This window comes from Variovorax sp. EBFNA2 (assembly GCF_033802765.1).
Classification (GTDB): Bacteria; Pseudomonadota; Gammaproteobacteria; order Burkholderiales; family Burkholderiaceae_C; genus Variovorax; species Variovorax paradoxus_H.
The window spans coordinates 117,057-141,824 of record NZ_CP138497.1; the positions used below are offsets into that span (position 1 = coordinate 117,057).

The 24,768-nt window shown below is 64.0% G+C and carries 25 protein-coding genes; 15 read left to right on the forward strand and 10 right to left on the reverse strand.

Going from position 1 to position 24,768, the window contains the following annotated elements:
* Positions 1-4 precede the first annotated feature (4 nt).
* Together RZE79_RS30940 and RZE79_RS30945 are read left to right on the forward strand one after the other, a co-directional pair.
* Entirely contained in the window at positions 5-1,609 is a 1,605-nt protein-coding gene (locus RZE79_RS30940) for an NAD(P)/FAD-dependent oxidoreductase (RefSeq protein WP_319362068.1), read from the forward strand.
* A gap of 326 nt (positions 1,610-1,935) precedes the next feature.
* On the forward strand, positions 1,936-2,181 hold the full coding sequence (locus RZE79_RS30945; RefSeq protein WP_319362069.1) for a polysaccharide deacetylase: 246 nt from the start codon (positions 1,936-1,938) through the stop codon (positions 2,179-2,181).
* Positions 2,182-2,424: 243 nt separating this feature from the next.
* On the opposite strand, the gene RZE79_RS30950 is transcribed toward RZE79_RS30945, so the two are convergent.
* The 4 genes from RZE79_RS30950 to RZE79_RS30965 form a co-directional block, all read right to left on the reverse strand.
* Positions 2,425-2,589 (reverse strand): hypothetical protein, encoded by a 165-nt coding sequence (locus RZE79_RS30950; protein WP_319362070.1) that lies wholly within the window; start codon positions 2,587-2,589, stop codon positions 2,425-2,427.
* An 85-nt stretch (positions 2,590-2,674) separates the two neighbouring features.
* Entirely contained in the window at positions 2,675-4,111 is a 1,437-nt protein-coding gene (locus RZE79_RS30955) for an IS1182 family transposase (RefSeq protein WP_319359682.1), read from the reverse strand.
* Between the two features lie 262 nt (positions 4,112-4,373).
* Positions 4,374-5,240: a MurR/RpiR family transcriptional regulator gene (locus tag RZE79_RS30960; protein WP_319362071.1), complete on the reverse strand. Its 867-nt coding sequence runs from the start codon at positions 5,238-5,240 to the stop codon at positions 4,374-4,376.
* Entirely contained in the window at positions 5,237-6,358 is a 1,122-nt protein-coding gene (locus tag RZE79_RS30965; RefSeq protein WP_319362072.1) for a P1 family peptidase, read from the reverse strand. Before RZE79_RS30965 ends, RZE79_RS30960 begins: the two co-directional genes overlap by 4 nt.
* Before the next feature lie 66 nt (positions 6,359-6,424).
* Here RZE79_RS30965 and RZE79_RS30970 point away from each other — a divergent pair, with 66 nt between their 5' ends.
* The 10 genes from RZE79_RS30970 to RZE79_RS31015 all read left to right on the forward strand — a co-directional run bounded on the left by RZE79_RS30970 (position 6,425) and on the right by RZE79_RS31015 (position 16,643).
* Complete coding sequence (locus RZE79_RS30970; RefSeq protein WP_319362073.1) at positions 6,425-8,041, forward strand: ABC transporter substrate-binding protein; 1,617 nt, start codon at positions 6,425-6,427, stop codon at positions 8,039-8,041.
* Between the two features lie 16 nt (positions 8,042-8,057).
* Positions 8,058-9,014 carry an ABC transporter permease gene (locus RZE79_RS30975; RefSeq protein WP_319362074.1) on the forward strand — a complete coding sequence of 319 codons (957 nt, stop codon included), beginning with the start codon at positions 8,058-8,060 and terminating at the stop codon, positions 9,012-9,014.
* Between the two features lie 20 nt (positions 9,015-9,034).
* Positions 9,035-9,871, forward strand: coding sequence for an ABC transporter permease (locus tag RZE79_RS30980; protein ID WP_319362075.1), 837 nt, complete (start codon positions 9,035-9,037; stop codon positions 9,869-9,871).
* Positions 9,871-10,848 carry an ABC transporter ATP-binding protein gene (locus tag RZE79_RS30985; protein ID WP_319362076.1) on the forward strand — a complete coding sequence of 326 codons (978 nt, stop codon included), beginning with the start codon at positions 9,871-9,873 and terminating at the stop codon, positions 10,846-10,848. Before RZE79_RS30980 ends, RZE79_RS30985 begins: the two co-directional genes overlap by 1 nt.
* Positions 10,845-11,618: an ATP-binding cassette domain-containing protein gene (locus tag RZE79_RS30990; RefSeq protein WP_319362077.1), complete on the forward strand. Its 774-nt coding sequence runs from the start codon at positions 10,845-10,847 to the stop codon at positions 11,616-11,618. The genes RZE79_RS30985 and RZE79_RS30990 overlap by 4 nt, the downstream gene beginning before the upstream one ends.
* A gap of 19 nt (positions 11,619-11,637) precedes the next feature.
* Positions 11,638-12,627 carry a P1 family peptidase gene (locus tag RZE79_RS30995; RefSeq protein ID WP_319362078.1) on the forward strand — a complete coding sequence of 330 codons (990 nt, stop codon included), beginning with the start codon at positions 11,638-11,640 and terminating at the stop codon, positions 12,625-12,627.
* Between the two features lie 66 nt (positions 12,628-12,693).
* Positions 12,694-14,190, forward strand: coding sequence for a M81 family metallopeptidase (locus RZE79_RS31000; protein WP_319362079.1), 1,497 nt, complete (start codon positions 12,694-12,696; stop codon positions 14,188-14,190).
* A gap of 329 nt (positions 14,191-14,519) precedes the next feature.
* A complete protein-coding gene (locus tag RZE79_RS31005; RefSeq protein ID WP_319362080.1) occupies positions 14,520-15,686 on the forward strand; it encodes a tannase/feruloyl esterase family alpha/beta hydrolase in 1,167 nt (388 codons plus the stop codon).
* Between the two features lie 472 nt (positions 15,687-16,158).
* On the forward strand, positions 16,159-16,413 hold the full coding sequence (locus RZE79_RS31010; protein WP_319362081.1) for a hypothetical protein: 255 nt from the start codon (positions 16,159-16,161) through the stop codon (positions 16,411-16,413).
* On the forward strand, positions 16,410-16,643 hold the full coding sequence (locus RZE79_RS31015) for a hypothetical protein (protein ID WP_319362082.1): 234 nt from the start codon (positions 16,410-16,412) through the stop codon (positions 16,641-16,643). Before RZE79_RS31010 ends, RZE79_RS31015 begins: the two co-directional genes overlap by 4 nt.
* A 709-nt stretch (positions 16,644-17,352) precedes the next feature.
* On the opposite strand, the gene RZE79_RS31020 is transcribed toward RZE79_RS31015, so the two are convergent.
* Complete coding sequence (locus RZE79_RS31020; protein WP_319362083.1) at positions 17,353-17,796, reverse strand: universal stress protein; 444 nt, start codon at positions 17,794-17,796, stop codon at positions 17,353-17,355.
* Positions 17,797-18,019: 223 nt separating this feature from the next.
* On the reverse strand, positions 18,020-18,223 hold the full coding sequence (locus RZE79_RS31025) for a DUF2892 domain-containing protein (protein ID WP_319362084.1): 204 nt from the start codon (positions 18,221-18,223) through the stop codon (positions 18,020-18,022).
* A 196-nt stretch (positions 18,224-18,419) separates the two neighbouring features.
* Here RZE79_RS31025 and RZE79_RS31030 point away from each other — a divergent pair, with 196 nt between their 5' ends.
* Both RZE79_RS31030 and RZE79_RS31035 read left to right on the forward strand, forming a co-directional pair.
* Positions 18,420-19,244, forward strand: coding sequence for a universal stress protein (locus RZE79_RS31030; protein ID WP_319362085.1), 825 nt, complete (start codon positions 18,420-18,422; stop codon positions 19,242-19,244).
* Positions 19,245-19,252: 8 nt separating this feature from the next.
* Complete coding sequence (locus tag RZE79_RS31035) at positions 19,253-20,605, forward strand: MBL fold metallo-hydrolase (protein WP_319362368.1); 1,353 nt, start codon at positions 19,253-19,255, stop codon at positions 20,603-20,605.
* 39 nt (positions 20,606-20,644) lie between these two features.
* Here RZE79_RS31035 and RZE79_RS31040 read toward each other — a convergent pair whose 3' ends face one another.
* The 4 genes from RZE79_RS31040 to RZE79_RS31055 form a co-directional block, all read right to left on the reverse strand.
* Positions 20,645-21,640, reverse strand: coding sequence for a zinc-dependent alcohol dehydrogenase family protein (locus RZE79_RS31040; RefSeq protein ID WP_319362369.1), 996 nt, complete (start codon positions 21,638-21,640; stop codon positions 20,645-20,647).
* Positions 21,641-21,739: 99 nt separating this feature from the next.
* Positions 21,740-22,459 carry an acetoacetyl-CoA reductase gene (phbB, locus tag RZE79_RS31045; protein WP_319362086.1) on the reverse strand — a complete coding sequence of 240 codons (720 nt, stop codon included), beginning with the start codon at positions 22,457-22,459 and terminating at the stop codon, positions 21,740-21,742.
* A gap of 2 nt (positions 22,460-22,461) precedes the next feature.
* Positions 22,462-23,115 (reverse strand): BON domain-containing protein, encoded by a 654-nt coding sequence (locus RZE79_RS31050; protein ID WP_319362087.1) that lies wholly within the window; start codon positions 23,113-23,115, stop codon positions 22,462-22,464.
* 139 nt (positions 23,116-23,254) lie between these two features.
* Positions 23,255-23,752, reverse strand: a complete 498-nt coding sequence (locus RZE79_RS31055) for an ornithine carbamoyltransferase (RefSeq protein ID WP_319362088.1) — start codon at positions 23,750-23,752, stop codon at positions 23,255-23,257.
* 233 nt (positions 23,753-23,985) lie between these two features.
* Between RZE79_RS31055 and RZE79_RS31060 the strand changes: the two genes are divergently transcribed.
* Positions 23,986-24,753, forward strand: a complete 768-nt coding sequence (locus RZE79_RS31060) for a Crp/Fnr family transcriptional regulator (RefSeq protein ID WP_319362089.1) — start codon at positions 23,986-23,988, stop codon at positions 24,751-24,753.
* Positions 24,754-24,768 lie beyond the last annotated feature (15 nt).

Here is a 24,768-nt window from a genome sequence, read left to right on the forward strand (position 1 = left end):
AAAAATGAATACACCCGATCTGAGTTTCAAGCGCGCACGCGAGCGCGGCGAGTTGCACGGCAGCTTCGACACTGTCGTTATTGGTTCAGGTGCTGGCGGTTTGACGACCGCAGCCTTGTTGGCACTGGAGGGGCAGCGGGTGCTGGTGCTGGAGCGCCATGCGGTTCTCGGCGGCTGTCTACAGTCATTTGCGCGCAAGGGCTTCGAGTGGGATGTGGGCCTCCACTACATGGGCGAGGTGCACCGCAAGAGCAGTGGCCTCTATCGCCTGTTCGACAGGGTCTCCCGCGGGCAGCTCGAATGGGCACCCATGCCGGCGGTCTACAACCGCATCATCATCGGAGAGCGTAGCTTCGACCACGTGGCTGGCGCCGAGGCCTACAAGGACCAACTCAAGGTCTATTTTCCGGACGAGGCTGCAGCCATTGATCGCTATGTGGAGCTCGTCGCCGACGCCAATCGCGCTGCAAAGGCGTTCTTTGGCGAGCGTGCTCTTCCGCAGCGCTTGTCCGATGCTTCGGTCAGTGCGCCACAGGCCGCCTTCGCTCCATACTCCCAGCGTACGGTGCTGGAGGTGATGAACGAGTTGACCGACAACGCCGATCTCAAGGCGGTTTGGTGCGGCAACTACGGGGACTATTCGAACTCACCCGCCGAAGCGTCCTTCGCCATCCACGCGATGGTGTTTCATCACTATATCGACGGTGCCAGCTATCCGGTGGGTGGTGCACCGCGAATCGCAGAAGCCATGGCAGACACGGTTCGCGCGGCAGGTGGCGCTTGCCTGGTGGCCGCCGAAGTTGTGGGCTTGAGAATGCACAACGACCGAGTGGTGGGGGTCGTGACTGCCGATGGCAGCGACATCGAAGCGCGCCGCGTTGTCAGCTCCATTGGCATTTCGCAAACTCTGCCGTTGTTGGCCCACGCCGACCCTGAATTGATTCGGCCGCTGACGCAGGCCACCCAGTCTTTGGGGACGACACAGTGTTTTGCGGTACTCAACGTTGGCGTGGATGCGGGCAATGGCGAACTGGGCATCCACCCGGGAAACCTTTGGGTTCACCCCACAAATGATCTCCCGGCGAATCTCGCTCGCTACAAAGCTGACCCCGCAGGCGAGCCCATGCCGCTCTACTTCATGACTCACCCCTCATTGCGTGACCCGAGTTGGGCGGCTCGCTATCCTGGGCGCAGCACCATGGACGTTTGCGGCCTCACTGATTGGTCCGTCTTCCAGCGCTTTGCTGGCACTGAATGGATGCGTCGCGGTGCCGAGTACGACGACATGAAGGCTCAATTGACTGAGCATTTGCTCGCTGAGGCCCTCCGCCACTTCCCGCAGCTCCGAGGGCGGGTTGCCCATACCGAACTGGCCACGCCGTTGAGCTTCAATCACTTTTTGAATCGCACTCGAGGCAATTTCATGGGCTTCGAACAGACGCCGCGGCGTTTTGCTCAGCGCTGGATGGGCGCTCACGCGCCGGTCAAAGGCCTGTACTTCAGTGGCCAAGACGTGGCGGCGGCCGGCGTCAGTGGTGCAATGGTCGGCGGTCTGGTGGCCGCCAGCGCCGTGCTGGGGCGCGACCTCTTCCGTGAACTGAAATCCTAGTGTCCATTCAGCACGCTCAGCGTTGCCCCGCTCGCCCCGCAGTCGGAGCGAGCATTTTCTTCTGTCGCCTTCGAGAGACAGATATCGCAACTGTGCGCGCCCAGCCTGGTCGCGGAACTGACACGGGCGGTTTCGCTGGCCACCATCCATGGGCGATTGCTGTACGAGGTGGGGCCCGTGGGGGCAAGTCCCTTGCATTGATTCTGCGCAAGCAGGCGTGCGATCGCCCGCGCAATAGACGAGGCTTGCCTGGCGCTGCCGATGATCAAGTCCGTGCGCCGTTTTTCAGTTTGTGATTGAAAAATGTCGGCTAAAGGTAGCATTTCATGGCCGAGGATTCGCTCATGACCTACGAGCAGATCCGCATTCGTTTCGCCGTACCGGCCAAAAAGGGAGCAAGGGTCCAGTTCCGGGGGCGGTTAGGCACCGTGGTGAGTTTGCGCGGATTGGTGGTGAAGGTGCGATTCGATGGCACGCATTTCGCCTTTCCTTACAATCCGAGGGAACTGGAGTGGCTTGATGCGTTGACGCCCAAGTGCAGCCCGGTCCGAATCGCCCCGGGCTTTTTTTAGGGAGTTCAACGCTTGAGAGGATGGCTGCCCTGACAAAACCGGGCAAGTTCTCATGTGGAGAGTGATGCCGGGGGCAGTGGAGATGGCCCCTCGCTACCTGGCGGCGTCACAGGTCAGTCCAACGATCGCCGGACAAACTGGACATGCGCAGCGACAGCTACTAAGCGGATGTCGCACTGTCTCCGAGTTCGTCCTCGAACTCGTGCCGCCATGCGTCCTTGTCACTCAGAGTGCGGCCGGCAATCACGAGGGGGTGATGAGCTTCCACATTGAACGCATGCCGATGATTCCACCATCGAACTCAAAGCAGACATCCGCATTCTCGAGATCGAAGTTGGCCAACAGCCGGCGTTTCTGGCGTCCGTCGATGACCGCTTCGGACTGAGGCTGTGTGGAAACAGCCTGCATTGAAGGGGCGCGCAAGATCCGTTGGACCGGCGGACTCAGTTCCTACCGGAATTCTCGGCCGTCTCGACAAGACGCGAGTCGGCTCCTACGACTTCATCTCTGCAATCAGGGTACTTGGGCCGAGGATCTTGATTGCTCGCTTGAGGTTGTAGGCCAGAACCTGCAGATTCATCTCGGTTTTCACGTTCGGCAAGGTCTTCGTCAGGAAGTGCGTGGCCCCCATCCACGCTTTCAGGGTGCCGAACACGTGTTCGATCGTTCGTTGCCTGAACTTTGAGGCCTCGGGCGCAGCATCTAGACGCGCCTGGACCTTTTCCAGGACCTCCTCGTACTCCCATCGACTGATGCGTCTGGCTGGCGCCGGGGTGCACTGCGGCTTCAAGTGACAGCCGCCACAGTTTGATGTCCAGTACTTGCGCAACGCCTTGCCGTCCTCAATGGCGGTGAAGCGGTAGATTGCGATCTCGCCCGCCGGACACCGGTACACATCCCGTCGCTTGTCATAGACGAAGTCTCGCTTGTCGAATCTGCCCTCGAACTTGCTGTTGGACGTCAAGGGCTTCGGGACAAGTGTCGCAATGCCCGCACGTTCGCACTCCAGAATCCCGTAGCCTTCGAAGTAGCCTCGATCCGCCAGCACGATTGGTTTGGGGTGTTCGATGGCCTCTTGAGCCGCCTTGGAGATGGCGGCCAGTTGGCCTCGATCGGTTACTGCGTTGGTCACCTCATGGGCGACGATCATGTGGTGTTTTGCATCGACCGCGGCCTGGACGTTGTAGCCTACGACTGCTGAGCCAAGTCGGCTGGTCGCCATCGAGCGGGCATCCGGATCGGTCAGCGAGATCTGTCGCTCTTGCGTGGACTGAAGCTGCCGCTCGATGGCAGAGATTTCACGCATCTTTCCTTTGATCTTGGCTACCTTTTCCTGGAGGCGCGCAACACGCTCGGGGAGAACCATCGCTGGATCTCGGTCAGCTCGATCAAGTTCGGCAAGGTATCGGCCGATGCTCTGCTCGAGCTGCTGCATCCGCACCTGGAGCTTGTGCTCGTTGAAGTTCTTGTCGCGGTTGTTGACGCCCTTGAACTTGCTTCCGTCCACGGCGATGACGCCGTCGGCAAATAGCTTGAGCCGGCGGCACAAAAGAACGAACTCTCGGCACACCAGACGAATGGCGTCACCATGATCTTTGCGGAAGTCGGCGATGGTTTTGAAATCAGGGGCCAGGCGCCCGGTCAGCCACATCAACTCCACATTGCGCTGTGCCTCGCGCTCCAGGCGTCGACTGGATTGCACTTGGTTCAGGTAGCCGTAGATATAGATCTTCAACAGCACTGAGGGGTGGTACGACGGCCGCCCGGTGGCCGCAGGTTCCGCGCCTTCAAAGCCGAGCCGATAGAGCTTGAGTTCATCGACAAAGACATCGACTACGCGGATGGGGTTCTCTTCTGAGATGTAGTCGTCAAGGCACTCTGGCAGCAGCGTGGTCTGGCTTCGATCCCCTGGCTCGATGAATCGCTTCATGTGGCAACCCAGTTCGTGGCGTTGTCTCAATCTAGGCGACGGCATGCACGGATTCAATGCGTTTTCACACAGCCTCGACTGGTCGCTGCCGCTCGGACCTTTGCGAGCGAACAACAGCTTCGACTGAAAGCTGCCAGTCATCGGCCATTGGCGATGGTCGCTTGTACCCCGGAAGGTGCCCGATCTCGGCAACCGAGCGGGTGGCAGCGGCCCTGCGCGCGCCGTTGGGAAGATTGGGGCCTGCTATCCCCCTTCACCTATGTCAATCAAGGAATGCGCCAAAACGATCTTGCAGCTTCTCGAGCCGGCTGACACGTTCACCCACCTTTTTGCCGAGTTGCTCGATCACGCCGTTCATCAGGAGGTTGATGAAGCCCACGATCGCAACGGTCGAGTCCCAGAAAAAGCCGACATCCGTCTGCACATGAAAAACATGGGGGGTGTAGGTTCGAGCCCAGTGGCAGTAGGCATCGGTGATGACAAAGACCGGAATACCGGCTTCCGTGGCCGCCGAAGCCAACGCTTCGGCTTGCTTCGCATAGCGACGAATGTCGACCAGAACCAGGCAGCGTGTCTGGCTCTTCTGGGCGCCTAGAAGTTCAGAGTAGGTGCCGTCCGCACCGTCGAGAAATCTCACGCCCTCGCGCACATATTCGAGGCGCGCCGCGAAGTCGGAGGCAACACCGCGCACGGTTTGGTAGCCCGCGACGAAAACCCGCTGCGATGTCGCAACCTGCCGCACCATGGCGTTCCAGTGCTCTCCGGTCGCCAGATCGTGCGCGGCCACCAACGCATCGATCTGCTGCGTGAGTTGCGCACTGCGCACATCGGACACGGGACCTTGGCTGCGACTGAATTGCTCGAAGCGGCCGGCGATGCGAAGCTCCGCAGGTGCGCTCAAGCGACTGGCTTCGCGGCGAACCTCGTCGAAGCTGTCATAACCGAGCGTGCGCAGAAAGCGTCCGACGGTCATCGGGCTCACGCCGGATTTTCGCGCGACGGATGCCGCGTTCTCCAGCGTCAGCTCGCGCGCGTTGGCGGTCAGGTAGGCCGCCAGAAGCCGCTCAGAGCGTGTCATCTCGGACGATGCCGCTTCGATGCGTTCAAAAAGGGACAGGGAAGATTTCATCGGGTGTCGGCGATGCGGCCATAGCGGCGCATCAGGTCGATCAGCATACTGTGATCCAGCGCCTCCACGCGCATGTTGTTCCGGCCCACCATGGTCTGCGCCGCAACCAGTGCGTTCAGGATGCTTTCCTCCACGGCTTGCACCACGCCCAGAAACAGCGGGTCGAGTGTGTGCTGGGCCAGATACTCGGTCCGGCAGACGCCCTGGTCCCCGGGCCCCTGGTCGGCGTGGGTGGTGAATGTCAGCATGATGTCGCCGGAGCCGTCTCCTCCCGGCGTGCCGGTTCTGCCCACGCCCAGTGCGGCGCGCCTTGCAAGCCGCTTGAGCTGGCTGGACAGAAGCGGCGCATCGGTTCCCACGATCACGATGATCGAACCTTGCTCGCGCGCAGCCGGCTCGCCTTGGCGGCTGCTTGAACTGGGCATGAGTTCACCGACGGGCACGCCCAGCACGTTCAACCAGGGGCGGATGCCCATGTTCGCCTGGACCAGCACGCCGACGCGGTAGTCCTGGCCCGCGACGTTCACGACGCGCGACGCCGTGCCGGTTCCGCCCTTGAAGCCGTAGCAGACCATGCCGGTGCCGCCGCCGACGTTGCCTTCCGCCACGGCGCCGGGCGCGGCTGCGGCGATGGCTTCGAACACATGCGACTCCTCGACGTGCAGCCCGTCCATGTCGTTGAGCACGGCATCGCAGGTTTCCGCGACCACCGGCATCAGCCACGGGTAGGCACCGCGATCACCGTCGACGCGCGAGAGCCACCGCACCAGCGCGTGATGGACCACGCCGACGCTGTGCGTGTTCGTCACGCCGATCGGGCCGCGAAAGATTCCGGCCTCTTCGATCCAGTGCGTGCCGGTCATCTCGCCGTTGCCGTTGAGTGCGTGCACGCCGGCCTTGACCGGCTGCAGCACGCCCGATCGGCCTCGCGGCAGAACGATCGTCACCCCGGTGCGCACGGCGGGTGCACCAGCATGCAGCGCGCCGTCCCCATGAATGAGCGTCGTCTGCCCGATTTCGACGCCGGGCACGTCGGTGATCGCGTTGGCGGGGCCTGTCTTTCCGGAAAAGAGCAACCCGAGATCTCTCGCTCTTGTCTGTGTGGTGGGGTGGGGCAAGGGATTACTCCTATCTGTTGGTATCAATATTGCATTGACCTATGTAATGTTAGTCAAATAACATTTGTGTGTCATCAATCGGAAGGACGGATAGTTCAAATGACTGGAATCTCGTGTGCGTTCGGACGTGGCCGGGCCTGGCTGCCGGCAGTGGTTGCGGCGGCGTCTCTGCTGGTCTTGCCAGGCCTTGCCTTCGCGCAGACCCCGAAGCCCCTCATCTGGGGCAAGCCGTCGGAGGTGCTTTCCACCGACCCGCATTCGTCGGGCGATGGCTCGTCGTGGACGGTCTTCTATCTGATCTACGACCAGTTGCTGAGCACGGACGACAAGCTCAAGATCACGCCCAAGCTGGCCGAATCGTGGGAACAGGTCTCGCCCACTTCCTATGTCTTCAAGCTGCGCAAGAACGCAGCGTTCTCCAACGGGCGGCCGCTGACCTCCGCCGATGTGGTGGGTAGCCTGAAGCGGCTGACAGATCCGCAAAAGGCGCGCGGCTGGGGCAAGCAGATCGGCGGTGTGAACGATGTGGTCGCGATCGACGCGCATACCGTGCGCATCGACCTGGCCAAGCCGAACACCTCGCTGCTGTCCATCCTTTCCGTGGCGACCACCTCGATCCTGCCGATGAAGGAGATCGAGGCGGGCAGCTTCGATCCCGCCAAGGGCATGCTCGGCTCCGGTCCCTACAAGGTCGCGCAACACCGCCAGGACGAGGCGTGGTTGCTCGAGCGAAATCCGCACTATTGGCAAAGCGGCAAGCCGCTCATGGACAAGATGACGATCCGGGTCATGCCTGATGACGCGGCGCGCCTTGCCGGCTTGCGTGACGGCAGCATCGACGTGGCGACCTTCGAGAACCCGGACACGCCGCGCCTGCTGGCCGCCATCCCGAGCGTGCAGCCGGTGGTTCAGAAAACGCCCAACTACTTCCACCTGGACCTGAGTGGTCTGAGCGGCAACTCGGTCTTCAAGGACCGTCGTGTGCGCCAGGCCGCGGCGTTGGTCGTCGATCGACCCGCGATCGTCAACGCGGTTTTCGGCGGTGAGTCGGCCGTGGAGTACGCCGTTCCCAGTGCCTTCGGGAAGAAGCTTTGCGAAGGACTGCCGAGCTACACGCTGCCACGCAAGGAGCGGGTGGCCAAGGCCAAGGCTTTGCTGAAGGAGGCGGGCAACCCCAATCCGCGCATCAATCTCATCGCCTCCTCGGTGCTGGTGACTTATCCGCTGATCGCCCAGGTGCTGCAGCCCCAACTGCAGGAAGCTGGGTTCAGCGTTCAGGTGCAGCAAGTGCCCGTGGCCGATTGGTACAAGCGCGTTCTGACGACGAACCCGAAGGACTCGAACTTCGATGCGTCGCTGACCTGGTTTGCGGGTTTCTCCGATCCCGGCATCGTCCTGAACTGGTGGACATCCGGCTTTTCGCCGGTCTTCACCACATTCCTGGAGCCCGTGCCCGAGTACGGTGAACTGATGGCGCAGATCCGGCAGACGCCCAATGGGCCTGAGCGCGACAAGCTGATGACGCGCGCCTGCGGGTTGATCGAGAGCTCGGCCAACATGATCCCGTTGGTCGGCAAGCCGGACTACATCGGCTTCCGACGCGACCAGCTCGACGCGCGCTTCGGCACGCTCGAAGGCAACTTCGACGTCTTCAAGTACGTCGCAGATTTCAAGCGCCGTTGAGTCACAGGGCCGAAAGATGCGAATCGTCTACTACCTCGCCCTGCGCCTGGGGATTGCCACGTTGACCCTGGTGGGCGTGTCGATCCTCGTCTTTGCCGGCCTGCGCTTGCTGCCCGGAGGCTTCGAGCAGATGGTGCTGGGTCCGGATGCCTCCGTGGAGGCGCGCGCCGAACTGGTCGCGAAGTTCGGGCTCGATCGGTCGGGGCCGGCGCAGTACGTGAAATGGCTGGGCACCGCAGCGACCGGCGATTTCGGCGTTTCGATGGCGACCAGCAAGCCGGTGGCCGACGAAATGGTGCGCCGCGCGCCTGCGACGATCCAGGTCGCCGTGATCGCGGCGGCCACCGCACTGCTTGTCGGCTTGCCGCTGGGCTTGCTGGCAGGCTTGGGCGTGGGCAGATGGCGGTCCGTCGGCCGCATGGTCGGGGCGCTGGGTGCCAGCGTGCCGGAGGTGGTCCTGGGCAGCGTGCTGGTGTACGTCTTCTCCCGGTGGAGCCTGGGTGCGACCGTGGGTGGCTATGTGCCGTTCACCGAAGACCCGGGTGTCAGCGTGCGCGCCACGCTCTTGCCGGGCATGAGCCTGGGCATCTTCGGCATTGCGCTGCTGGTTCGCACGACGCGCGATTCGGTTCAGCGCGTGCTGACCGATGGCCATGTGCTCACTGCGATCTCGCAAGGGCGAAGCCGTTGGCAGATCGTGCGCCACCACGTTCTGCGCAATGCGTCGATTCCGGTGCTGACCGTGACGGCCACCTACATCGGCTACCTGCTCGGTGGCGCACTGATTGCCGAGATCCTTTTCTCCGTGCCCGGAATCGGTCTGTACGTCTACAGCGCGCTGGGCAATCGGGACTACGCGGTCGTACAGGCTGGCGTGTTGCTGGCGGCTGCGGTGTTCATCGCCGTGAACACCCTGGCCGACCTGGGGTATGCCGTGCTCGATCCGCGCATCGATGCCAGGCGCCACGGGTGAAAGGGCGAATGATGCAAGTCATGAAAACCGCCGTGCGCTTCGCACGCCGCGACCATCTGGCCGCTGTCGGTGGGCTGGTCCTTCTTTTGCTGCTGTTGCTGGGCGCTCTCGGTCCCTGGCTGCCGTTGGGTGATCCGGACCAGATCGGCGCCGGTCCGCGCTTCGCTGCACCGTCATGGGCGATGCCTTTCGGGACCGATGAGCTGGGCCGCGACCTGCTGCCACGCATCGTGCGAGGCATCCGTGCGACCTTCGTTCTGGCGCTGGCATCGGTCTGCGGGACCGCCATTCTCGGAACCCTCATCGGGCTGTACGCCGCTTATGTGGGGCGCTGGGTCGACACCGTGATTGCGCGGGCCATGGACATCATGTTCGCGTTTCCGGCGCTGATGCTCGGGCTGTTGGTCGCCGCCGTGATCGGCCCGGGAAGCATTTCTGCGCTCGCGGTGATCCTGTTCGCCACGCTGCCTCTGTTCGTGCGGGTGGTGCGCTCGGTCACGCTCGGCATGGTGGGGCGCGGCTTCGTGACGGCCGCCGAGGTGGCGGGGGCCTCGCGTTTGCGCGTGATGCTGGTGCACCTGCTGCCCAATGTGCTGGGCGCGGTGCTGGTGCAGTTCACCTACGCCGTGTCGATCGGCATCCTGATCGAAAGCGGATTGAGTTTTCTGGGGCTCGGCTCCCAGCCGCCAGAGTCGTCACTGGGCGCTTTGCTGCGTCTGGGTTCGGTGTACCTGACGATCGCGCCCTGGCTCGCGCTGTCGGCGGGTGTGGTGCTGGCACTGTCGATCGTGGCCGTGAATCTTCTGGGCGACGGATTGCGTGACGCTCTTGAACCTCTGCGCGGGAGGCGGCTTTGATGAACACAACGACAACATCGCCGTTGCTGGAAGTGACGGACCTCGTCATCGAGTTCAGCGACGCATCGGGGGCCGCGCATCGCGCGCTGGACGGGGCGACGCTGTCGGTGCGCGCCGGCGAAGTACTGGGGCTGGTCGGCGAGAGCGGCTCGGGAAAAAGCACACTGGGCCTGGCGGTGGGCCGGCTGCTGGCGGACAACGCCGGCCGACCCGGCGGCGATCTGAAAGTGAATGGCCGGTCGGTCTTCGAACTGGACGATGCCGCCCTGCGCGAACTGCGACGTCGCACGCTCGGCTTTGTTTTTCAGAACCCCATGGTCGCGCTGGACCCGACCATGCGCGTCGGCAAGCAAGTGGCGCTGGCGGCCGGCAGTAAGGCGCCGGTGCGCGATCTGCTGGCACGTGTCGGGCTGCGCGACATCGAGCGCGTCGAGCGCAGTTTCCCGCACCAGCTGTCGGGCGGCATGGCGCAACGCGTCGTGATTGCCATGGCCATTGCGCGCGGGCCGATGTTGCTGGTGGCCGACGAGCCGACGGCGTCCCTGGACGCAACCCTGCGCGAACAGATCTTTGCGCTGCTCGTGTCGTTGCGCGATTCAATGAAAACAGGCGTCGTACTGCTGAGCCATGAACTGCGCGCCGTGGCCCGTCATTGCGACACGGTGGCGGTGATGTATGCCGGCCGTGTGGTCGAGTACGGGCCGGCGTCCGTGGTCTTCGCGCGGCCTATGCATCCCTACACGCAGGCGCTGCTTGCCGTGGCGCCTGGAAGGGAAAAGCTGGGCGAGGTTCTGGCTTCGATTCCCGGCGCGCCGCCGGCGCTCAGCGGTCGCAGCGAACATTGCGCGTTTGCCGATCGGTGCGGGTATGCCGGCGCCGACTGTCGCGCACTGCGACCCGAACTGCGCGAGGTCGAGGAGCGCTCGGTCGCATGTCACCGCGCCGGCGAATTGGTTCAATTCAAGGAGGCCGCATGACGGAGGCTGTGGTGTCGCTCGAGAGTGTGGGCGTGACGTTCGCGACCGGGCCGGTCTGGAACCGGCGCCGCGTCGACGCCGTGCGCGGCGTGAGCTTGAGCATCCGCGCCGGCGAAACGCTCGGCGTCGTCGGAGAAAGCGGCTCCGGGAAAACAACGATGGGCCGGCTGCTGCTCGGCTTGCAGGCTCCGACGCAGGGGGCGGTGCGCTTTCTTGGCGATATCGTTCCCGCCTCGCGTCGAGCCCGGCAACTTCTGCTTGCGGGACGCATGTCGGTGGTGTTGCAGCAGCCGGAGTGGGCCCTGAACCCGCGGCTTCGCCTCGGCGTGTCGGTGGCAGAGCCGCTGGCGGTCACCGGCGCGGGAACGCCGCAGGAGCGCCGCGAGCGCGTCGCGCAGACGCTCGCGCTGGTGGGCCTCAATCCGGGGTTTGCGGAGCGTTTCCCGCACGAGCTCTCTGGCGGGCAGCGCCAACGGGTGGCGATCGCCCGGGCGTTGATCACGCAGCCCCGGTTCCTGGTCTTCGATGAAGCGGTCAGTGCGCTCGACGTTTCCGTGCAGGTGCAGATCCTCAATCTGATCCGCGACCTGCAGCAGCGTCACGGCTTTGCGGCCCTCTTCATCTCGCACGATCTGGCCGCCACACGCTACGTATGCAGCCGGATCGCGGTGATGCGTTCGGGCGAAGTGGTCGAGATCGGCGACGCCGCGCGTTTCTACGAGAAACCGCACCATGAGTACAGCCAGGCCCTTTGGCAGGCTGCAGCGTAAATACGAAAGAGTCAAACAAATGAAGAACGATGTGAACGCCGTGCAAGACCTGGTTCCGCGGCTGTGGCAGGGGCCGTCGGACGGCCGCGCGCTGTCCTTCGACTTTCCTCAGCTGAAGATCGGCATTGCGGAGTACGAGGAGGGGCCGACCGGTTGCACGGTCCTTCATGTCGAAGGCGGTGCCGACTGCGAGGTCGATGTGCGCGGTGGCGCACCGGGCCTTCTGGGCGGCTATCCGCGCGTGGATGCGATCAGCCTTGCGGGCGGTTCCTTGTACGGGCTGGAAGCAGCCACGGGGGTGGCATCGCGCATGTTGGCCGAGCGCGATGGCGCCGTGGGGTGGGGAAAGATCGCGCTGGTGTCCGGCGCCATCATCTACGACTTCGGCGGACGCACCAATTCGATTTATCCGGACAAGGCGCTCGGCGCAGCCGCCTACAGGTCCGCGCAGGTGGGAACATTTCCCTTGGGCGCACGTGGTGCCGGACGCTCGGCGGCGGTGGGCAAGTTCGCAGCCTATCCGGACTACGAGCGAGAAGCCGGCGGCCAGGGCGCCGCGTTCGCGATGGTCGGCGGAACGCGCGTGTTCGTGGCCACCGTAGTCAACGCGTTGGGCGTGATCGTCGACCGCCAAGGCCGGGTGGTGCGCGGCCTGCGTCACCGGCGTACGGGCGTGCGCCATCACCCGCGCGAGGTGCTGGTGCCCATCGCCTCGGCCACAGCCGAAGCGCCCGTCACACCGGGGAACACCGTCGCCACGACGGAGAACACCACGCTTACTGTCCTCGTGACCGACCAGCCCATGCCGCCGCTGTTCCTGCGGCAACTTGGCAGGCAAGTGCATTCGTCGATGGCCCGCGCCATCCAGCCGTTTCACACACCGCACGACGGCGACATTCTCTTCGCGCTCTCCACGGGAACAGGCACTGCGTCGGTCGATCCTTTCGTGCTGGCCGAAGCGGCGTCGGACTTGGCGTGGGATGCGGTTCTTCAAGCGGTGGACTTCTGACCGCTGCAAGCCTCCCCCGCCTTCGACCTCTCTAACCCCCATTGCGCAACCGACTCCGAGGACAACATGAATCGTGAAGCTCCCCTCCGCTTGCTTCTGGCTTGCTTCAAGCACGAAACGAACACCTTCTCTCCCGCGCCAACGCCGCTACGGCGATTCTTCCGTGACAGCAACACGCCGCTCGTTGGCGATGCCGCAGCCACAGCCCGGCGAGGTACGGGGACAGGAATGGGCGGCTTCTTGGAAGTGACCGACCGCGAGGGCTGCGAGATCACGGTGGCCGTGGTCGCGGAGGCGAGCCCGAGCGGGCTGGTCGAAACCGAAGCCTACGAGCGGATCGTGGCACTGATTCTCGACGCTGCCCGGGGCAAGGTCTTCGACGGAATATTGCTTGATCTGCATGGGGCAATGGTCACGGCCGAACATGAAGACGGTGAAGGTGAGCTCTTGCGCCGGCTTCGCGAACTGCAGCCGTCAGTTCCAATCGGTGCGGCGTTCGATATGCATGCCAACCTTTATCCGGAGATGGTCGAGCGCCTGACCGTTCTCAGCGGGTATCACACCTATCCGCACATCGACATGGCTGCCGCAGGTCAACGGGCCGCAGAACTGCTGGTGCGCACAATCCGTGGAGAAATCCATCCCATCCTCGCATGGGACAACCGGCCGATGCTGCCGCACGTCATGCGCCAGGGCACGCATGCGGAGCCCAATCGGTCGCTGCAAGCGCGTTGCATCGAACTCGAGCAGTCCGGGACCGTGCTCGCCGCCTCCGTGTTTACCGGGTTCCCCCATGCAGACATCCGCAACGCCGGCCTTTCGGCCGTGGTGTGCACGGACGCGAATGAAGAGCAAGCCAGGCGCGTACGCGATGAGTTGCTCGATCGTGCATGGGAAAGCCGTTCGGCCTTCCTGTACGAAGGGCAGCCGCTGGCGGCGTCGGTGGGGCGAGCGAAGTCTTCAACGGGGCGACCGGTCGTCCTTCTCGACCACTGCGACAACAGCGCGTCCGGTGGCACGATGGACACCACGGGCGTGCTGGCCGAGGTGTTGCGCCAGGACCTTCAGGACGCGGTGTTCTATGCGATTCGCGATCCGCAGGCGGTGGAGCAAGCCATTGCCGCCGGCGTCGGCAATGAACTCACGCTCTCTCTTGGTGGACTGAGCGAGCTGAGGGCCACCGGCGACGTCAACGCGCCGATCACTGTGTCAGCGCGCGTGCGCACCATCAGCGATGGCGCATTCCGGCTGCGCGGTCCCATGATGGCCGGCGTGGCCATCACGGCGGGCAAGACCGTCGTGCTTCAAGTGGGCGGCGTCCAGGTTGTGGTGACTTCCCTGGCGACCGAGCCGCACGATCTTGCCTACCTGATGTCGCTCGGAATCGATCTCGATCGAACCCAGTACCTCGTATTGAAGAGCCGGATGCATTGGCGGGCTGGCTTCGGTAGCTTGGCGCAAGACGTCATCGAATGCGACAGCATCGGCGTGACGACGTCGGACTATTCGAAGCTGCGCTTCGAACTCGTACGGCGTCCGATCTATCCGCTCGACGAACTCTGAAAGCCCACCGGCGCACTCCTGGCAGCCCGATGGGGCCGGCCACCCCGGCAAGCAGAAGCGGCCTCCGTCATCCCGATGCGCATCGCTCGATCTCGTCGCGGTGCGGGCTCGAAAACCGATCAAGGAATCAAACATGCACGCCTTCTTCTCGAAGCATTCGTCAGCGCGCGCGCGGCTCCAGGTTGCAGCGGCCAGCGTGGCAATGCTGGCCGCTTGCGGCGGGGGCTCCGGCAACCATGGTGTTTTGCCCGTGCTGCTTCCCGGCGCTCCGGCCGCGCAGCCGGAAAGTCCTCCCCCCACGCCGGTCGTCACGGCATCAAGCCAATGCCTTGAGCGCCGACTTCGCCTTGACCGACACCTTTGCCGCCCAGTTGTTCGGCAGCCTCTCCGTGCCCACTGTGATGTCGACGACCACCGAAGCGCTAACACTGGCCTATGGAGCGCAACCGGCGAAGTCGTACTTCGAAGGTTGCTCGAACGGCGGACGAGAAGCATTGATGGCGGTGCAACGATCACCGAACCTTTTCGATGGCGTCATCGCGCGCGCCCCCGCCTACAACTGGGTCGGGTTCATGGGCGCGTTCAATCGGAATGCCAGGGCACTGGCGGCACCTGGAGGCACATTCACCGCCGCGAAGATTGCGCTTCTGAGCAAACATGTGCGAGACACCTGCGATGGACTCGACGGGATCGTCGACGGGGTCGTGTCGAACCAGGCCGCATGCACGCCAGCGCTCGTCAACGTGGCCGCATTGCGCTGCGTTGGCGGCACCGACTCCGGGGACAGCTGCCTGTCGGACGCACAGCTTGACGTGGTGACGTCGTGGACCACCGAAGCGACATTCACGGGCAGTGCCACCTTCCGTAACGCGGGCTGGAACCTGACAGGGAACGAGGACAACCCCGGTGCATGGCGCGCGTGGATCACGGGCGACGGCAATCTCGCCGGCGCGCAGCAGTTTCTTTTTCAGGATACGACGGTCAAGAACTACCTTGTCCGCGATAGATCCACCAATTCACTGACCTACACGCCTTGGGATCAGAACCAAAATGCGCTCTATGCGATGGCGGCGCTCAATGACGCCACCAACACGGACATTCGGCCGTTCCTCAACAGCGGTGGCAAGCTGATCCTGTGGCACGGCGGGAGTGATTCCGCCCTCAGCGTGAAATCGACCGCCGAGTACTACGCAAACCTGCGGAACTCGATCGGAGCCGCAGCTACCGAGGCATCCACGCGCTTCTACGTCGCGCCCGGTGTGAACCACTGCAGCGGGGGCCCGGGGGCCGACTCGTCAGATCTTCTGGCAGCCCTCGACCAATGGGTGACACGAAGCGCAGCACCTTCGACATTGCTTGCTGAGAAACGCGACGCAGAAGGAACAGTTGTCTTTGCTCGGCCTCTGTGCCAGTACCCGGAATATCCGCGGTACACGGGGCCCATCAACGATGCAGCAGGGCCAAAGTCGGCCGCTAGCTACATCTGCACCTCCTAGGCAACCCGCAGATTTGAACAGCACACTAAATTTCCCGGCGAGCCCAGCTACGCTGGTTTATCGCGAGAACACAAACCTTCGAGCGGCCGCGATTGCACCTTGGGGCATAAAGCCGAAAGTACCTTTCCGGGTGTCGAGCATCAGCCTCATCGCGGCATCGAAAGTTTCGATCTCAAAGTCGGCAATACGCTGCAAAACTGACATCTGCCAGGCGCCAGTGAAAGTCGGAAGAGGGCCCGAAGCAGCCGGCCGCTAAATTCGAAAGAGGACATTCGAGTAAAGTCGTTTTTCCCGCCAGCATCAGCGAACCCATGCCTAAGACATTGCCCCAAACCATCTGCCTCGTGACCTGGTGCACGCGTGAGGTGACAGTGCGGCATTCCATTGGGAATCGCTTGACCTTTGCCAACGCAGTGAGCACGTGACGGGCGGTCCGGATGCCCCGAGCCGCCGACGGCCGTGGCTACAGTCGATGCAGGCCCTCGCCGTCGCGGCCTTGATCGGCTGGGGTTGCCTTGTGGGAGCGACCGAAGTGGTGGAAAGCCTGCGCACCGGGATGCTCAACAACCGCAAAGGACCTGACATCCTTGCAGCCGAGCAGCCCGTCTTTTACTGGGCCCTGATCGGCTTCTACACGGCGGCAACCCTGACCGCCGCCGGCTTGGCGCTTTTGGTGCTGGCCATTGCCGTGCGCGATCTGATTGGTGCGAGAGGCCGTGATCAATGAACACGTCGTCTACGCGTGTGGCGACCTGCGTGCCGGTGGTGACGAGCCCGTTGTCGGTTGTCCGTGCGGCGCAGTTCTCCTGGCCCACTCACAAACGCCTGCGTGGCGGCGCCGAAGGACCGCTGTTGGCCGATTCTGTTGAAAAACTCGACTGCTGCCCTCTGGAGCAAATCTGCGGGGGGGGTCAAACCATTCCGCAGGTCGCGATCGTCGATCCTGGGTCGATCTGAGAGGTCAGATTTCGCTGCGGGGCAGCGGCGAACACTGCGACCGAGTTTTTCAACAGAATCGGCCGATAGTACCCATTCGCGCAAGGCCGAGGGGTGTCGGCAATCGCTGCATAGCGGTAGTCCATTGCGACGAGCTTCTATGCGTTGCGACGCCCTCAGTTATTGAAAACTGGGTGTCCACGTGGCCTGTGGTGATAGTCGGCTATGCCTGGGCAGGTCGAGGGGCGGTATGGCTAGGAACTGCACTTCGGGCCTGCACCGTCCCCGGCGCCCGTAGCGCGCACGTAGGCGGTTTTCGCTCAGCCCAAAAATTCAGTCTGCCCCAAGTTGGCTTAGCCCTCGCTGCATTGAGCGTCATGGGGACGTGGGCCACCAAAAACCACCCGCGCGAAGGTGGGCGAAAGCAATTCTGGGAGGTGAGAGAAATTACACTCATCTGCTGCCAAAAAGGAGCGCTTGGTGCCGAAGGATTTTCTTAGAAGGATTGGGAGTGGAACGCTCCCGTGGGCCGTGACTGACCCGGCGGACCTGCGCGATCTAGCGTTGTTAGTTGCTGCGGACTTGGTCGAGGCGATCCTTCCGACCGATAGCGAGACGCTCGATCTTCCAGGTGTCGTTTTGCGCATAACGCCGTCGGGCCGCGCCGAACTCCGTCAGATGCACGCCGGGCAGGTTTAGGAAGCCGCTCAGACCTTTTGCTCTGTCCCCACTACCGAAGCACCAAGACAGGCAATGTGGAGTGCGCAAGAACGTGTTGTGTTTCGCTTCCCAGGAGGATGCGCTTGATGCCTTTTCGCCCATGCGAGGCCATCACGATCAAGTCATTCTTGTGCTTTCTCGCGGCGGCGAGGATCGACTCGCCAACGAGGTCCGAGTTGACCGTCACTGTGCGTGCGCGCACGCCGCTCTTCTTGGCCAGTTCGCCGACCTTGTCGAGCATCGCTTGTGCATTCTCGGCCCATTGTTTTTCCACGCGACCGATCTCCTCTGCGGAAAACCGCACGGAGCCCTCGAAGTAATTCTGGGGATAGCGCGGCACGACATTGAGCGCCACCAGATCGGCGTCGTGGTCCGCGGCAAGCGCAATCGCAGCGGTAACCGCTTTCTGCGAGAGTGCGGATCCATCGGTCGCAACCAGGATACGCTTGAACATTAGAAGGTACTCCCGTAGGTGTCTTATGGAGTCGGCCGGCGGTCTTTGAACGGTCGATGAGAGCCGACGACCGAGATCTCAGCCCAGAGTGATCAAGGAGATGAGCGCCCGAAAGCCGATCCACAGCGCGGCGGCGCACGCTGCGACACACAGCGCGAGGAGCCACCATGCACCGGTCGACATGCGCTTGGGTGTGTGGGGACGACGCGCGTGCATCCGGCGCTCAGCGCGTGCGCGGCGCACAGGTACGGATCCCCAGAAGGGAATACGCCGGGCAGTTGCCAAACACGCCCGTCACCAGCGGAATCACACCCAGATATCCCCAGACACCGATGGATTCCATCGCAGCCAGGGCGATCAACAGCACGCCAGTGCCGATGCGCACGGCGCGGTCGAGGGTTCCGATGTTGCGCGAAAAGAAGGACATGGGCCGCTCCAGGATCGTGGGTTGAGGTAGGAGCGCATGCTGCGCTGCCCAGAAGATCTGGGCCTTGAGAAATATCAAGATCGCGGTGGCGGCGGCTCCTGCTTCCAAATGACTGCCGATTGATACAGCGCAAGTGCCTGCGAGCGATGAGACCTAAGGTCGCGCCATCGCATCTAGCCAGTCGCAAGGAACCCTCATGCAGACCCCCAAATCCATCCTGCTTCACCTTGACAGTTCAGCCCGAACTGCCCAGCGGATTAAACTGGCTCGCGAGCTCGCGCAGACCTTCGATGCCCAGGTCACGGCCCAGCCGTGCGCATTGTCTGCGCTGATGCTTTACCCATTCGCCATCGAAGCTGCGGCGGAGGTTGTCGCGGTCATGCAAGAGGTCGACAAGACGGCGCGCGACAGGATGTATCAGGTCTTCATGACCCACAGTGCTGGGTCGACGCGCCTTCACTGGGCGGAGCGTGAACCCGACGGCCCCTGGGCATTTTCCAGGCGCGCACTCTATGCCGACCTGCTGATCCTGGGTCAGCGTGACAGGGACGACCCGATGGATGGGGAGCTGCCCGGCGATTTCCTGCCCAGTGTGCTGGTGCAAAGCGGCCGGCCGGCGCTCGTGCTGCCCTACGCGGGCCCGATTGGACCGATCGGGCGCAACGTGCTGGTGGCGTGGAAGGAGACGCGCGAGTCCGCGCGGGCCGTGACCGCCGCGCTGCCGTGGCTGCGCACGGCAGCGAGCGTGCATGTGGTGGCCTATGGCGAGGATGCGCAGGCATCGCTGCAGCGCCTGCAGGACTACCTGCGGATGCAGGGGAGTCAGAACACCACGCTGCATCCCGGCGGCGATGAGGACGGCGACGTGGGCAACAAGCTGCTGTCCTTGGCCGCAGACCTCGGCTCGGACCTGCTGGTGATGGGCTGCTATGGCCACAGTCGGGCGCGCGAATGGGTGATGGGCGGAGCCACGCAATCGATCCTCCAGGGGATGACATTGCCCGTGCTGATGTCGCATTGAGGCATGCCGTGCGCATAGATTTTCTCGGCGGCACGGGCACCGTCACCGGCTCGAAGTACCTGCTCACGCATGAGGGGCGTCGACTGCTGGTCGACTGCGGACTGTTCCAGGGGCTCAAGCAATTGCGCCTGCGCAACTGGGAGGCGCTGCCGATCGATGCGGTCGACATCGATGCCGTGCTGCTGACGCACGCGCACATGGACCACAGCGGCTTTGTGCCGCGGCTGGTGCAGCAGGGCTTCAAGGGCAAGGTGTACTGCACCTCGGCCACCCGCGAGCTTTGCGAACTGCTGCTGCCCGACTCGGGTCGTCTGCAGGAAGAGGACGCCGACTTTGCCAACCGCCATGGCCACTCGAAGCACAAGCCCGCATTGACGCTGTACACCGAGCAGGATGCACGTGCGGCCCTCAAGCGCTTCGAGGTCGTCCCGTTCGGCCAGGAGTGCGCCCCGTGGCCCGGTTGGTCGTGGCAACTGCATCGGGCGGGCCACATCCTGGGCGCTGCCAGCGTGCGTGTCGGCTGGGAAGGCTCAAGCATCCTGTTCTCGGGTGACCTGGGGCGCAGCGATGACCTTCTGATGCGCCCACCAGAGGTTGTCCAGGCGGCCGACTACGTGGTGGTGGAATCGACCTACGGCAATCGCAGGCATCCGGCGTCGGACACGCTCACCGAACTGGCGGGCGTGATCAATCGCACGGCCGCGCGCGGCGGCATTGTGGTGATCCCGGCCTTCGCTGTGGGGCGTGCCCAGACGCTGTTGCATGCCATCCAATTGCTCAAGAATGCGCGACGCATTCCCGATATGCCGGTGTATCTGAACAGCCCCATGGCGGCCGATGCCACGCGCATCTACCGCAAGCACCTGGACGAACACCGATTGAGCGCCGAGCAGTGTGCCGAGATGCAGGGCAAGACGATCATCGTCAACACGATCGAAGAATCCCGAAGGCTCAATATGCTGGCCTATCCGTCCATCATCGTGTCGGCCAGCGGCATGGCCACCGGGGGACGCGTGCTGCATCACCTGAAAGCCTACGCGCCTGACGCCAGGAACACCATCCTGTTCGCGGGTTTTCAGGCTGCGGGGACGCGCGGGGCGGCGATGATCTCCGGCGTCGATGCGATCAAAATCCACGGCGCCTACGTGCCGGTGCGCGCGGAGGTGGCGAACCTCGAGACCCTGTCGGCCCACGCCGACCACGATGAGTTGCTGACCTGGCTCGATGCCCAGCGCGCACCACGCCGGGTGTTCGTGACCCATGGGGAGCCGGTGGCGGCCGATGCGTTGCGCCTGGCCATCGAGGAGCGTCATGGCTGGCCGTGCACCGTCCCCGACTATCGCGAATCGCACGAACTCTGAAACTGAGGGCTGGTGTGTGTGCCGGATGCGCCCGGCGCGTCAGGGCACCAGCACCGCGGCCCCCTCGATGCGGCCGGCGCGCAAATCGGCCAGCGCTTCGTTGGCCTGGGCGAGCGCATAGGTCTTGACGTGTACCTGCAGCGGATGCGTCTGCGCGAAATCGAGAAACTCCTTCGCATCGGCACGTGTGAGGTTGGCCACCGAAACCACGCTGCGTTCCTGCCACAGCAGCCTGTAGGGAAAGGCCGGAATGTCGCTCATGTGGATGCCGCCGCAGACCACGCGGGCGCCCTTGCGCACGACGCGCAGCGCGGCGGGCACCAACTCGCCCACGGGCGCAAAGAGGATGGCCGCGTCCAGCAGCACGGGCGGGCGTTCGTCCGAGCCGCCGGCCCAGGTGGCGCCCAGGCGGCGTGCGAAGGCCTGCGCGGCTGAGTCGCCGGGGCTGGTGAACGCGAAGACTTCGCGTCCCTGTGCGAGGGCGACTTGCGCCATCAGATGCGCGGCCGCGCCGAAGCCGTACAGGCCCAGGCGGTGCGCGTTGTCACCAGCTGCCTTCAGGCTGCGCCAGCCGATCAGGCCCGCGCACAATAGCGGCGCCACGCGCGCGGCGTCTGCATCGGCATGGAGCAGGGCCAGCGGCAGGCAGAACGCGGCCTCGGCGATCACATGGCTGGCAAAGCCGCCATCACGGTGGTAGCCAGTGAAGCGTGGTGCATCGCACAGGTTTTCCCGACCCTCCAGGCAGAAGTTGCAGCAACCGCAGCTGTGGCCCAGCCACGGGACACCAACGCGCTCGCCGATGCGATGGCCCGTCACCCCTGCACCAGTCGCCTCCACCACGCCCACGATCTCGTGTCCCGGCACGATCGGCAACAGGGGCAGCGGAAGTTCGCCGTCGACGATGTGCAGGTCGGTGCGGCAGATTGCGCAGGCCAGCACGCGCAGGCGCAACTCGCCCGGACCGGGCTGCGGGATGTTGCGTCGCTCCAGTTCCAGCGGCAGCAAAGCGGCGTTGAGCACCATGGCGTGCATGGAGGGCGCGCTTCGGGCGGAAGGATCGACGGTGGCGTAGGGTGCGGGGATCGCAGGCATGGCAGGACTCTTAAAAGAGGAGGTCCGAGCGTCGCCGCATCAGGCCATGTACTTGCCGCCGTTGATCGACAGCGTGATGCCGTTGATGAATGCGGATTCGTCAGCGACCAGGAATAGCACACCGCGCGCGATCTCGGCTGGCGTGGCCAGTCGCCCGGCCGGAATGGCTGCCAGGATGCGCGCCATCGCTTCCGGTGGCACGGCGTCCACCATGGCGGTGTCGGTGTAGCCCGGCGCCACCGCGTTGGCCGTGATGTTGTGCGAGGCGCCTTCGAGCGCCAGCGCCTTGGTGAAGCCGATGAGCCCTGCCTTCGTCGCCGCGTAGTTCGTCTGACCAGGCTGACCGGACAAACCGTTGACCGAGCCCATGTTCACGATGCGCCCGAAACGCCGCTCGCGCATGCCGCCGATCGTGGCACGGCACATGTTGAAGCAGCCGCCCAGGTTCACGTCCAGCACTTCGCGCCATTGTTCGGCGCTCATCCGGTGCAGCATCGCGTCGCGCGTGATGCCGGCGTTGTTGACCAATACCTCCACGGGGCCGAGCGCGGCCTCCACGCTTGCGACGCCTGCCTGACACGCGCCGTAGTCCGCCACGTTCCAGCGGAAGGTCGGGATGCCGGTGCGCGCGGTGAAGGATTGCGCAACCTCGGGGTGGCCGGCGAAGTTCGCGGCCACACGGTAGCCCGCGGCGAGCAGGGCTTCGGCTGTGGCGGCCCCGATGCCGCTGCTGCCACCGGTGACCAGCGCGACGCGCATGCTCAGGCGTCCACGAGCAGGTCGTTCACCACCACCGAGACGCCCGGCGTGGCCCATGCTGCGCCTTGCACCGCATCGCGCTCGGTCCAGGAATGGACGGTGCCGCGCAGCGTGACTTGCGAGCCGTCGACCGTGATGGCGAGGCGGTTGGCTTCGCGTTCGGCTTGGCGCGCCAGCGCTTCGTGGATCTTCTTCTCGACGTCGGCGGGGGTGACCTTCGGCTTGACCTTCACCAAGTTGGACACGCCGGTCACGCCCATCAGGTCGCGCACGGCGACCTCGGCGGCGTTTCGCTGGTACTCCCACTCGACTTCACCGTTCAGCGTGAGCCAGCCTTTTTCCACCATCGGGCGGATCTTGTCGTCGGGCACGAGCACGCTCCACTGGAGTGCGCGTTCGGCCGCCAGGGCGATGTCGGCATCGGTGCGCTGGTTGTCGAACGGCAGCTTCACGGTCAGTTCGATGGCCAGTGCCTTGACACCATGCACGCGCTGCACGGCGCGCTCGACCGCGTATTTCTCGGCGTGGCTGGCCAGGTGACCCGTGAGGGTGACTACGCCGTCCTTGACGATCACGCCGATGTCGGAAGTCTTGACGTCGGGCGCCCAGTTCAGTTCAGCCTGGATGTCGTTGCGCAATTGGGTATCGGTCTTCATGGGAAATTCCTTGCAGTGAATGAATGGAAGGGCGGTCGTCGCATGAAAACCGTGGTCGACCGTGGTATCCACTGTAGGAACTGAACGGTCCGGCGCATTGCGCTGGATCAAGTACGCACCTGCCAGGCCTCCGCAGGACTCAGGCGATGGCGTCCAGCAGCAGCGCCTGAAGCACGAAGCGCCGGTTGTCGGCCGGCACGGTCTGGTCGCCAAGCAGGTCGGTCAGTCGGGTCGTGGGATGACTTTTCGTGGCGGCCCCGTCGAAGACGGGGATTCCGGCATGCTGGCCGATGCGTTGCACGAGCGCGGGGTCCAGCCCCTGGCATTCCACGGCCTCGTAGAGCCGGCCAAGCATGCGGGCCGTGTCCTGCACCTGCTGCGGGTCGCTCAGGAGCGAGAGTCCCGGGCGCATGACGGCCACGCGCGCGCCCAGTGCCTCGGCTGCGTTGCGGAACAGCGCCTGTGCCTCGTCGGACGGCGTCTCGCACAGCAGCCCCAGATTCTTGCCGCGCAGCAACATCGGCGCGCTTCCCTCCAGTGCGGCGCGCTGGAGCAGCCGCGCGCGGCCCAGCAGGCTCGTCACTTTCAGCGGCGAGAGCTGCAACGTGGCCTCGAGGGTCTTGTCGGAGAGAGGCATGGAATGGTCAATGCGTGACCCGACAAGGCTAAGCACCGTTTCGGACCCGGGCTTGACGCAAGTCAAAGCACAGGGTCGGCAGACGTGATTTGCTCCACAGTGTCTGGCGTCGATACACGCCGGACACACGCCATTCACCGAGCGCTACAGACCGATTCCCGCCGTTGTCATTGCGTTGCCGAGGACTCCCTAGCATTCATCCATCGGCCCGCGAAACACCCCAAGGAATCCAGATGCTCCCCACCGCCACCCCCTCGAAAAGCGCACCGGTTCCGACCGGGTTGGCATTCCCCGCCATCGACCGGGAGTGCGCGAGTCGACACACCGCCGATACATTGAGGCTGCTGTGTGAACAGCTCAATCCGCAGCGCCGCGTGGTGCACAGGGGCGACACGGTCTACCAGGCGGGCGAGCGCTTCGGCAACCTCTACATCCTGAATTCGGGTTTCTTCAAGATCGTCAATCTCTCGGCCGACGGCCGGGAACAGGTGGTGGGCCTGAAATTCCGTGGTGACTGGCTCGGTTTCGACGGAATTGCGGGTGCGCGTTATTCCTGTGACGCGGTGGCCATGGACACCGGCGAGATCTGGGTGGTGGCATACGAGGCATTGCTGGCGGCCAGCATCACATGCCCCGAGCTGCTGCAGCTGATGCACTGCGCCATGAGCCGCGAGATCGCGCACGACCGTGACTCGCTAATGTCCGTGTGCACATTGCCGGCCGATGCGCGCGTGGCCGACTTTTTGCACCACTGGGCTGAATCTCTGGCCGAGCGCGGCATGCGCACCGACGAGATCACGCTGCGCATGACGCGGGCCGAGATCGGCAACTACCTGGGCATGACGCTCGAGAGCGTGAGTCGGGCACTGTCGCGGCTGGCACGCGACAACGTCATCGGCTTCGCCGCCAAGGGGCGTCGCGACGTGCAGATCCCGGACGTGAATGCCTTGTCGGCCTTCGTGCAGCGCTGTCTGGCGCCGACGCCAGCAATGCTCCAGTAAGGGGACTGCTCGGCC